The 11,623-nt window shown below is 54.8% G+C and carries 5 protein-coding genes and 4 pseudogenes; 4 read left to right on the top strand and 5 right to left on the bottom strand.

The genetic code is table 11. From position 1 onward, the window contains the following. Positions 1–581: 581 nt before the first annotated feature. From DMO26_RS32780 to DMO26_RS32760, 4 genes and pseudogenes are all read right to left on the bottom strand, one after another. Entirely contained in the window at positions 582–1,520 is a 939-nt protein-coding gene (locus tag DMO26_RS32780; protein ID WP_162895184.1) for a hypothetical protein, read from the bottom strand. Positions 1,521–1,670: 150 nt separating this feature from the next. Then, positions 1,671–1,802: pseudogene (locus tag DMO26_RS32775) on the bottom strand (helix-turn-helix domain-containing protein); the annotation flags it as partial. 1,248 nt (positions 1,803–3,050) lie between these two features. Next, a pseudogene (locus tag DMO26_RS32770) lies at positions 3,051–4,072 on the bottom strand (IS110 family transposase). A gap of 542 nt (positions 4,073–4,614) precedes the next feature. After that, a pseudogene (locus DMO26_RS32760) lies at positions 4,615–4,988 on the bottom strand (IS110 family transposase); the annotation flags it as partial. A 1,412-nt stretch (positions 4,989–6,400) separates the two neighbouring features. Between DMO26_RS32760 and DMO26_RS32750 the strand changes: the two are divergent. The 4 genes from DMO26_RS32750 to tnpB all read left to right on the top strand — a co-directional run bounded on the left by DMO26_RS32750 (position 6,401) and on the right by tnpB (position 9,788). Further along, positions 6,401–7,822, top strand: coding sequence for a hypothetical protein (locus DMO26_RS32750; RefSeq protein WP_117196456.1), 1,422 nt, complete (start codon positions 6,401–6,403; stop codon positions 7,820–7,822). A 61-nt stretch (positions 7,823–7,883) separates the two neighbouring features. Beyond that, positions 7,884–8,252, top strand: a complete 369-nt coding sequence (locus tag DMO26_RS32745) for a hypothetical protein (RefSeq protein WP_117196455.1) — start codon at positions 7,884–7,886, stop codon at positions 8,250–8,252. Positions 8,253–8,349: 97 nt separating this feature from the next. Beyond that, positions 8,350–9,363 (top strand): hypothetical protein, encoded by a 1,014-nt coding sequence (locus DMO26_RS32740; protein WP_117196454.1) that lies wholly within the window; start codon positions 8,350–8,352, stop codon positions 9,361–9,363. A 182-nt stretch (positions 9,364–9,545) separates the two neighbouring features. After that, the gene (gene tnpB / locus DMO26_RS35150; RefSeq protein ID WP_404947107.1) at positions 9,546–9,788 is read left to right on the top strand and encodes an IS66 family insertion sequence element accessory protein TnpB; all 243 of its coding nucleotides are present in this window, start codon (positions 9,546–9,548) and stop codon (positions 9,786–9,788) included. A gap of 51 nt (positions 9,789–9,839) precedes the next feature. Here the strand turns inward: tnpB and DMO26_RS32730 are convergent. Further along, positions 9,840–10,584: pseudogene (locus DMO26_RS32730) on the bottom strand (transposase); the annotation flags it as partial. Between the last annotated feature and the right edge of the window lie 1,039 nt (positions 10,585–11,623).

Genomic DNA, 11,623 nt, shown 5'->3' with positions numbered 1-11,623 from the left:
TGGCGTCAGACCCGCCAAGCAATTGGTCCAATATCGCGTCCGGGATAACCGGCTCTTTCCGTCGTGCCATGGGAATCTCCTTCATACCCATTATGCACCCCGTACACGAAATTCCTGACACTCCCCCTCATTCTTCTGGTCCCATAATGGGAGGGCCACGGAGGCCGATCCCGGAGAGAAGCGCGATACTGCGAAGACATCACCATAGCTACGGACAGTCAGAAGGTGCTTGACCTTCCCACGCCGAATAGAGAAGACAACCCCGTCAGTTCAGGTCTCGCGGTTCGCGACCGACCATCCGCACAACGATCCGCGTCTACCCTACAATTTTGCGGGGACCTCGCTGCGCGCGATCCATAACCTCTCCGCATAGCACCATAACGCAGCGCTATCTGCATGTGTGCCGGAAAATTTGCTCCAAAGATTCGGGCAATAAAAAGCGAACGGCCCGAAGCCTCCACGTCCTCGGGCCGTTCAACTGCCCAAGGTAGGTCTCTCACTCGTTGACAAGGACCCGTAATCGTAGCATGGCCGGAGGTGCGAGCAGCCCTGCTGCCTATTTTCGGCATTGAAATCATATCTCAACGCGAATAATCGTTGTCGTGCCTGTCGTTGCGCAACTCCGCACGGGCATTCTGGCTCTTGCATAAGTTGTCGTATAGTTGAGCCAACCCCTTTGCATAGAATTCGACCTCGTGTGGATGGTACTTTACGTAATTATGCGCGGCTTCCGGTTCCGTCTTCAGGAAATCTAATATCTTTCTGCCAGGTTGGCCTTGAGGCCGAACGCCATGTTGCGGGAGGAATTCATAGTAGGAAATCGTCGATGTTCTATCAGGGCGATTTTTCTTGAAAGTATTAACTTTATCTTGCTGATCGTCGTTCCGATAGTTTATGGATCTGCCAACCGCAGTTTCCACATACACTTGAGCGAAGGATTCACGCCGACCTGTAATTTCGGCATTGAGCATTCGTATTGACTCATCGATCATTGCCGAACGAGGAGCAGGTCTGATCCTGTCACCATAAGCCATATAGGCATCAAGAGCGTTCGCTTTCGTCAGATTGTCCGGGATCGCGATAATATCTTCTACGAATTTGGCTTCGACTTCCTCCGGTAACATTTTGCTCATCGGCGCTACCTTATTGACAACGTCCCTTGCCGACAAACCCGATTCGGTTCCAGTCAGCTTCTCTGTAGGGAAAGGGTCACTGGCGGATCTCACCGCGTTGTAGACGTTGAGCGCAGTCTGACGATAAGCTCTTTCGAGAACATCTGCGCCGACTCCATTCAAGCGTCTGGACGTTCGGCGTAGACTTTGTATCCACGGAACGACTGTGTCTTGATAATAATTAAGTCCATTGAATATTTCATAAATTTTCTCAGCGGGAAGAATTTTTGTGAAGTCAACTTTTTTATGTTCTTCTACTACCGGTTTGCTGGGTGATTGTTCGGGAGTAGCAATGTTTATCTGGCGAACAACACTGCTGAAATCTTTGTGGTTTAATTTTCTTACCATTTTCAAATCCTCAAAATATTTCTTTAGTGAGCACAATTTATGAAAGTTTGGAAGCCGCGATGTATTGCATCTGCAATCATTTTAGATGCAGGTCAAGAATAGAGGCGCGCGGCTAGCCCTTCCGTTTTCTTGCTACCATCCACTTACCCCGTCCTGCTTTGGGTGACGTGGCCTGGCGCTGATATGCGAGAAGCTCGGAGCCTTGAGCAGCTTGCCGGTGCTACGCTCGTGATACTCTACCCCGAACCGCTCCTCCATGACGCGCTGAAGGTCGATGCGCCGCCGCGGCCAGTGGCGCGACCTGCGACGTCTTGATTCTGATAGGTGTAGGCCAAACACTGCAGGGACGGGCGTGCTGGTGCCGCACTATAACCTGTTTCATGCAATGCCTCAGGCGTCCTGTTCAGCCTTCGAGGGTTCCGGAGATAATCAAAAAGCACGGGCGCAAACCCGCCGCGTGCTCATTGGTGTTGCTTGGAGACGGAAAAGGCGGACACCTCACCGGGCGCTCCCCGCCTGTCATCCTCCTTCCTCAGGCCGCCGGGGCTGCCGGGTAAGATTCTGCAATGTGCTCCCATTCGACTGGAGCAGGGTCAGAATACAAAAAAACGAGGCCGGTAAATCGTCGCCAGGCGTATGCAGGTATGGCTGTCCTGCATGTTAGCAGCGGTAAGGACAAGCAGACCTATCAACCCTGCCAGATGGGGTCCGCTTGTCGCTTACCGTGCATCCCTGCGACGAGGCAGTCGAAAAATCAAATGGTTCGCGATGCGCTGGAAGATTGAGGTCTTCCATAAGATCCTCAAGTCCGGTTGCCGGGCTGAAGATGCAAGATTACGAACGGCCGATCGACTGGCAAACCTCGTTGCTGTGTTCTGCATCATGAGCTGGAGAAGTGCTCTGGTTGACAATGCTCGCACGCACCGCGCCCGAAACACCGCCAACCGCGGCTCTGACCGAACAGGAAATTGAAATCCTCGATCAAATAGTCAGCAACGCAGGCAACTGGCAAGCGACGCCGGGATCGCTAAACTTCTATCTTCACCAAACTTGGTTATCTTGCAAGAACATCAGATCCGCCACCGGGAAAAACGGTCGTCTGGCGCGGCCTCAGCCTGCTAACAGACATTCGCCTCGAAACCGAAATGGCAGTGACACTCAGATATGGGTCGTTTAATCGCACCTCCGTCAAGTCTGTTTTGCTCTTGCTTCCATTTATTTCGGTAATGTCGAGAGTTTGTCCGGCTTGACGTTGTTTCGGCTTCGGGGTGCGGCGATGCCGTTTGTCGGATACAGGGTCGTTTACGCGGTCGAGACAACCCGCCGCAGGATAGGTCTTCGGGAACGGATCTTCCAATGTAATTGACGCACTTTGCTGCCAGAATAGCAGCAAGTGCAGCCCACATCGTGGAATGATCCTGTCCGCGTCCCGACAGGGAGGGACCGGCGCGTCCACAATGCAGCAGACGCAAACGTCATGGAAAAGTCAGCTCAGCAGGGCGCCGCTACTGGTGTCCTATTGCGCATATGTCAGACTTCAATAGCGGTGGAACGCTCGAAGAGTTCGCCCGTCTGGAGCATGGCATGCATGATCACGGCAAGCTTTCGCGCGACCGCAACGGCCGCTCGCTTGAACCCGATCTTCTCCCTGAGCCTCAGGCCCCATATACGCAGGGCGCTGTCGGCCTTGGTGCGCGTGAGTATCACGGTCGCCGCTTCATACAATAGTCCGCGCAGATAGTTGTCACCCCGCCGGGATATGTGACCGTCGTAGTCGACTTCGCCCGATTGATAACGTCGGGTGGTGGCCGATCCAGGCATCAACCGAGCGCGACTTTCTAAAGTTTGCCGGGTCCTCGATCGCGGCAACGAAGGAGGAAGCCGTCACGGCGCCGATGCCGGGATCGACGTAAGCAGCCGGCATTGCTCACTGGCCCGAGCTGAGACGACAAGCTGCCTGCTCAATTCGGCGGCACGGGCGCGCATGCCTCTCCAGGCATCGAGCAACGGCCTGATGATTTGCTCAAGTCCTGCGTTGGCCGCTAACAGGCTGCCCACATAGGCCTCGAATACCCGCCCCGCACCCTTGGGAACGACCAGGCCGAACGTCTTCATCAAACCGCGGATCTGGTTGGATAGTTGGGTTGTCATCCTGAGCAACTGATTGCGCGCTGTGACCAACGTACGAACCAGCATGCTGTCAAAGCTTTTCACGCGCACCTCGCGGTAAAAGGCGACTTCGGCAAGGTGCGCAAGTCCGTCAGCATCCTTTGCATCCGTCTTGTTCGGCGCCATATCCAGCGCCGCTTTAGCATGGCGGGCGTCAATGCAGATCGCCGGCAAGCCCTCCAGCGTCAGCGCATGATAGAACCAAACCGACAGGGGCCCGTTTCAAACACGACGCGTTCCGCATTCACAGCATGCTTGCGGATGACCTCTGCTATCAGTTTCGGGTCAGACGGGCAGTTCCCGCGCCAAACCCGCCGACCTCCTTCGCGCACCGAGATGCATGTATCTTTCAATGAGACGTCAAGACCGATAAACTGTTTCACGGTTGCCTCCTGTTTGATGCTGGGCCCGTCTATCCAGTCGTGAGCCCGTATTTCATCTTATCGGGGGCAACCACCTTTCCAACGCATCGCAGCCGCACCGGTGTTCCCAACCCCGCGATTACTCTATGTAATTGCAAGGTCGACAGGGTGTCGGGGATCGAATGCTTGCGCGGTCGTCCATGACCGGCGACCGGAAAGATCAATGCAACATCATGGGGATAAATCTCCTGATGCCGGGACTGAACATCTAGGAACCGCAAACGGGTTCAGGAGTTAAACAATGCCGCTCTGAGCGGGGTGGCGACGGGGCGGCGTCCGTTGACGTCGGGGTTCTTCCTTAGAGGTAAATTACCAAACGTGGCGGTCATAACGGTTTCATTATCAACGTTCCCGCGTCCGCCGACGAACCCATCCGGTATGACTTGCACAGTTGTGCCTATGGTTCAATTGAAGCATCTCGCACGCTGGTCGAGGTCGATCGGAGTGCGAATTCCGCGGCTAATCCGGAGTGACAGGCACTAGCGGATGCCGAGCGAGCCCGGTTTCATCACAGGTGAGTAGATGTGGGCGATATCATCATGGCTGGAAAGAAGATTTCGAACGTTCTTCTCGAATACGCTTCCTTTGCCGGCCGAAACGACGAGGCTGAACGTCTTCATGATGCCGCGGATCTGATTGGAAAGCTCGTTGGTCATATGGACCAACCGGGTGCGGGCCGCGACAAGCTTGCGCGCTAACATGCTGGCGAACCCCCTAACCCGGACCTCGCGAAAGAAACCCACTTCCGCCAGGTGCACCAGTCATCGGCGTCATTCGCGTCCGTTTTGTTCGCCGCCATGTCGAGCGCCGCTTTGGCGTGTCGTGCATCAATGCAGATGATAGGCAGGCCCTCTGCTCGACCCGCGCACGCGACCCAGTTCCGCGGTTCCCGGCGTACGGACACGCTGCTTGCGCGCAAGGCCATCGTCTACGTGCGGCTGTCCTCCATACATCAGGTGCCAGACAATCTGAGAAGATCGGGAGGGTTCCATTGGGAAGTTGGTCGCGCTTGGCGACACGCTTTGATGCGTCGGAGCCAACGACGCCGGCTGTCTTGGGCGCGTTCCAAAGGTTGCTTCGCAAATACCTGCCACCGTGCCGCCTAATGCATCCGCATCCAGAGGCTCGGCTTGCCGTCACAACATCCGATAGGAGCCGTATGCAGTAGTGCCGCACGTACGGATCTGAGCGCCATGGGTAACCATCGTCCCTACCGGGATCCTTCATTTGATTTTTTTAAACGGGACAAGATCCGAATGTAAATTTTGCGATACCGCTTATATTTCAAATGAAATCCATTTTTTCATGCGATACTCCGTAATAATATTGACTAATAAAGTTTAGGAATTACGTTGCTTATTGTAAAAAGCGATATGTTTGGTTTTTTAATTTGGCATCCGTGCTATGCGCGGCGAATATCTAAGATATTGAACATGGCAGATGGCCAGGAGCCAGCAGGCGACAACGATACAGGACGGCCAGTGTCCGCCTATGCGAAGGTGAACTCGAGACTTTCTAGACAGGCCGGCGAGCTGAGGCTGATCCCTAAGAACTTCACGCAATCTCGACGAGAACGCAGGGGCGACGAAGTGAAAAGAATAAAGCTTAGTTATTGTACGCGTGATGGAGGAGGTGGTACGCACACGTCCGGCGAGCCGGAGGCACAGGAAAACTGCAGAGCCAAGCGTCGAATGAAGAAGCATGCTTCGTCAAAGTCCGGTGCGGAGGCGGCGCCAGGCTTCGGGCCGGTGAAGCCTCTTTATCATCCCCACCGACATCAAGACGTTACGCTTTCGCCAGAAGATTTTCATGAGTCCGCTTGGCAATGGTGCCTGCGGGCGAGGCGGTCCTTTCCAGGTCAGCCTGCCAGGGAATGCCCATAAGCCCTCATGACCCATATTGTCCTGGTTCTGCCGCCCGGCGCGGAACGCGAACCGATCTTGAACATTACGAAGAGGGTTTCGTACCTGGCTCCTTCGATGTCTGTGGGTCGATACAAACGGACAATTCGCAGGGCACATTGCGTCAGGCGAGAGAAGCGCTGCAGCGGCGAAGACGGATACAAGGGCATCGCGACGTGGCGAAATCACCGCGGCAGGTGCTAGCTTCAGCCATCACACGCGATGGAACTGCGCACGACCGGAAGGCGACCGCGACCGTCAAGATCGGACGCGCGGGCTCCAGAGATCTCAGGATTGAATCTAAAATACGGAAGGGTGAAAGCTGCCCAAGGAACAGCATCAGCTGAATGCCACAAGATGATTTTTCAACCTCAACAGGACAAAGACAATGGCAGATACAGACGTCCCCATGAGTGGCGGCCCATTTACCCCGCCGTCAACACAACAACGAACTGTCCTCGTAAGCCCGCCGAACGCGAGAAACGGCGAGCAGCGCCGCCCAACGAGTCTGGTCGCTCATCCGGGCGACCTCCAGGCGATTAAGGACGCGGCGACGGACAGTAACCCAAATCTCACGCTCAGATGGCTGACGAAACCTGAGTTTGACAAACAATTTCCAAATGTCGAACCGCTCTGCGCCAAGTTTTGGGATGAGGCGAGCGGCACATTCAAGTCGACGCCCGACTTCTACCAATCCATACCTCTCAATCATCTGCCTGGGCATGCCCGTCGTGCGGAGCGCATACGTTTGTTTAATGAGCGGGTGAAGACAGAAGGATTCGGTAACGAAACGTATATCGCGCAGAAACAATCCCCCCAGCAAAGCGAGCATTTCTTCGAAAGCCCGTGGGGCCAGCAATACCAGGCAAGGGTCTACAGGAACCCGACGGCAGCCGGTCGGGACGCGCCTCGCATGATGATCATCGAGAATGGCCGTCACATCTCCATCAACCCGGCGACTTATCCGGGGGTTAAGGATCTTGATGCCGCTGGTCTGAACGATAAATACGGGCCACAAGGATGGTTCCTGAAGAATAAGAATTTTGGAGATGAGAGAGCCGACCACCTTATCGCGAGAGAGAGTATCTCGGCAGTCGATGCTAAACTGTATAAAATCAACCCGACGCTGCAGTCTGCGCACGAAGAAATGCCGAGAGATCACACCGCTTTCGTCAAATGCGTCGACGGAAAGTGGGACGAACTGCAGATTTATCGAGACAGCTTCCTCCAGGACGTGGACGTTCCAGCGAAGGACGCCGATATGCTATTCTATAATCCCACATCGGGGAAACTGCTTCCGGCAGAACATCTGCATATTAAGAAGGCGAACGAAACGGATGCAGAGGCATACGCCAAACGCGTGGAGATCTTGAAAAATACTTACGGCCTCGATGACGATCTGGCGTCGGCGCAGGCCGGAAGAAGCAACGGTAATATCTCGGCCGTGCTTGCAATGACCAAGGATGAGGTTGGAATCCATCAATTGTTGCCGCCGACCCAATTCGGCAAAGTGCGGGACACGCTCACCGATCGACAGATTTTTCCGCAAAACACCGGCCTTAATGGATATACCGGTAGCTGTAATTCACTTTACAACTTAACGGCAGACGGGCTTTATCCCAACCGTCAACAGGCGAGATTGCTCGACATGCAGGAAGGAAAAGAACAGCTCATTACGGACAAATTCGGGAATGACAGAATTCTTTCGCGACCGCCAGGTTGGGTTCCGCCGCAGGTAAGCGCTGCTTTGCCGATCCGAGACTTCAAAGGTCGAGACGATCGTTCTGCCGCAAGGGTTGCAGGCTCGTAGGCTTATTCAAATAGGCGTTCGAAACCGAAAACACTATTTCCATACATCAAGGATTGAGACTATGTCCCTCAACAAAAATGACCGCTCGGCGGCTGACACCAACGATCGTGACGCACAACATGTAACGCGAGGAACGGCCAAGCTTCACATTCTGACCGAATCGAGGAAACCGAATTCTGAATCGACCACTTCCAAAACCGGTGAATACGTGGAGCCGTCCGAAGCGGACATGGAGCTCTATCTGAAAGAAATGGAGGATTACGATTCCCAGGAGGCGGACAGCCTGTTTTATTTCGACGCGCTTGCTCCCAGACGCGCTGATGCAGCCGTCTCCTCAGGCCATGGATCCCGTAACGACGACAGCTATTCCAAGTTCCTTGCGCGCAGGCGCGAAGAGAAGCGAAGCGCGGTCGCAGCAGCCGAGTCCTGATGGAGTCTTTGGCGAGCATCTCTTGACGCACCGCAGTCCCGCCTCGATGCGGACTGCGGTGAGGTTCTAACGAACAGATGTAGTTGGAGATTGGACTGTGGCGAAAGATTATGAATTGACGGAAGCTGGCCAAGCCGTGTCTGAGGGTCCCTATATCGGAGACGACGATCTCGAAAATAGGCGGGCGCAAATAATGGCCCGCCGGCTGGGAGATTGGGACGAAGGGAGACGACGTAAAACGACGGATATGACGACCGGTAACGAGACCTTATCTTATAGATCGTTGACCGGAAGGACGACACAGGACACGATCATCCGTCATGATGAAGGGTTAATAGAGCAGAATAAACGCACGAAAGATAATCACACCTCCAAGATCATGCGGCTTGGCGGACGGCAAGTTATTAGCGAATTGGACAAGCGAGAAGGCTTTCTGCAAGAAAAATCGTATACTTACCGTGATGACATTTTCACCTTTTCCTCCAAACCTTACGACACGAAATCCGTAAGGAGAAGCTGGAAAGCGGGAGAGCGGTTCGAGCACTATACAAAGGATTCGAATGGCAACAAGGAAGTAACCGAATTTAAGGGTCGGTTTTCCTACAAAATCTGGTCGAAGGTCAGCCAATCCGTCCTTTCGGGGACGAGTCTAGAAACACCTCTCTCCTTGAAACTGAGCACACGGAATTTTTGGGGGCTGAAGCGCGTGGAAACGCTTGATTCGCACGGGAACCATAAGTGGGTGCAGTCAAGCTTTCTGGGTTTCCGCGGAAAAGGCCATTTCGAGCCGATGTCGCAAGAGGAGATTATACATCGCAATCGGCAGGTCGCCAAAGCCGAAAAGATGAAGGGCTCGGCCGCGACAACAGCGGAATCTAGCAGAGAATCGGTTGATGGGGATAATAGGCGGACCAAATCATCAGATGATCATTTTCTCGAACCTGATGAAGCCGATATGGCGAGCTCTCATGATTTCGACGATGCCGCCGGCCATGAAAGCCAGAGCGCGGAACATCATCTACGCAGCAAAAGCGTCGACGCCTCAAATGCGAGGCAAGCTCTTCTGGAAAGGCGCAGGAGCGAAAAAAGAAACGCCGCCGACCGGGATTAAAGCCGCCAGACAGGCGATGGCGGCGCGAAACGCTGCTCTTTCAAGGGACGAGTGGAGCGAGCTGCTGCGCGACAATCGTCAAGGCTGCATTAGTTGGCAAGAGTAGGAAGAGAACTTACAAACTTCTGACAGAGCACGCGCACATGGAGACGTTGCGGTGATCACGCTTCCTTCCGGTCAAAATGTGCGGGTGTGGATTGCAAGGGGCCATACGGACAATGCGGTGTGGATTTCCATCCCTTGCGTTGCGGATGCAGGAGGTGCTGAAACAGAACCCTCTGGATGGCAATTTTTTTGTATTCCGCGGTCGCAGCGTCCAATTGCCGAAATTCTGCCTACGGTTTCCGTTTTGCGACGATCGCATATCCTTAGCATCCGCTGTTCGGGAGCAAGGTGCAGATTTCGTCGAGCGTGAAGAACGGTGAATATAGCTTTGTTGGTTGACGTGGCGTGGCTAAAACCGCTTACAACAGAGCTTATGATGCGGACGATAGTGGGTGTTTCGGCAAGAGTGTCGAAACGAGAGCGATCAGCAGGCACAAAAGTTGTCTCAGCCAGTTGAGCAGAAGCGAGAAGTTGTAGCCGACGGCAGCCAGAAGCGCATTGACGGCATCGCCCTGCTGTCCGGCGAGATAGTTTCGGTCCATCCTGTGTTCGTTCTTGAGGTGGCCGATCACGGGTTCGATCGCTGATCGTCGTCGCATCAGACGCTTGATGGCTGGCGTGACGCGGCGCTTCTGACCGGCGGTGAAGACCCGGAATTTGTGACTGTCGGGTGCATTGTGGCCGCGATATCCGGCATCGGCCAGGATGCGGGACAGCTCGTTGCCGATGGTCTCTTCCATGTCGGGGATAACGGTCTCCAGCGTGTGACCGTCATATGGATTGCCGGGCAGCGCCATGGTGTGGAGGGCGAACTGGCCGCCTTTCGAGCGAGAAAGCGTCGTGGCCACCGAGACCTTGACGCCGAATTCATATGGCCTATGCGCCTTGCCTTTGCCGATGCATTCAATCTCGTCGGCGTGCAGGCTGTAGATCTTGCGGCCGCGCTCCCGCTGCTTCTGCTCCATGGCGGTCCTCGCCTGATAGAGCGGCCAGATGAAAATGGCTTTGAGCTGCTCGTCCCCAGCAATCTGGCGCTCGATGTCACGGATGGTCCGCCTGAGATAGGTCTTCAGCTTACGCAGCGCCCCTGCCGGCCCGCTTGAATTGCTTCGCGTGGGTGCGACCTCAAAGTCGCGTGTGTCTCTGTCTCAAAGGAGAAGTACTTTAGGTAACCTTACGAAACTGGCTGCTCCATCAGCCATTCCCTACCCGGACATGCGGCGTTGGCAACAATTCGGTGTGAAGCTTCGGGGACAATGCAGCCACCGGATGCCTGGTACACCGAGCCGCGAGGCAAAGTGGAAACTGCCAGCATGAAGGCGGTGAGGCGCTAGGGATGAGCGGTTACGGCCAACACATGTGAACTTCCGATAAACGTCGTTAAGCAGAACAAGCCAAACGTGCTGACAGGCTTGGACCAAAAGGTACGCAGCAAGGAATGGCTCCTTCATGCTGAGCCATCATGGACAACGGGCTGCCGACGAACAGGAAGGGTCCGATCCGCTCCGAGACGCATGTGGAACAGGGTAAGCCCGCAGCGCTGCCGGAAACGGCAGGCGAACCGTAAGGAACGCTGTTGGCCCTGTGGGTAAAGGATGGCGGAGAAAGCGAACGCTCGGCTGTAACGGTCGGGATGCGGGCTGAAACATCGCTCGACGCGAAAGTGGGCAGACTTCCGCCGGGTCATTCATGGCGAGAGAACATTGACTAATCGCTGGACGAGGAAAAGCAGATGACGGCGACCGATGCGAAAGCAACGGAGGCTGGTGCGTCCTCGCGCGTACCATCACGATCCGGCATTCAATCCCGTCACATCCAAAAATGTCGCCCAGTGGTAGCGAGTCCCACTCAAATGGCACATTCCCGACGGAAAGCAGAAATTACCTTTGCGTTCGGGGAGTGATTAGTCCGTTCCCCGCCAACATCTTCTTGCACTACATCCTTGATCTCTGGGTACATCAATGGCGTCGTCGCCCATGCACGAGGCCGTATTGTGATCGTGCGCTATGCCGACGACAGAGCTGGCTCGGGAAATCTGCACAGGGAGGATAAGTGGAATTTCTGCCTGACTTCGGCTTAGATGCCGGGAACAGGAGAGACCATGACGAGACGACCGCGCCGGAACCATAGCCCGGCTTTCAAGGCGAAGGTGGCA

Origin of the sequence: Rhizobium terrae (assembly GCF_003425685.1) — a bacterium.
Classification (GTDB): Bacteria; Pseudomonadota; Alphaproteobacteria; order Rhizobiales; family Rhizobiaceae; genus Neorhizobium; species Neorhizobium terrae.
Note: the sequence above shows the minus strand (reverse complement) of the source record. Positions and strands in the feature narration are given on the sequence as shown.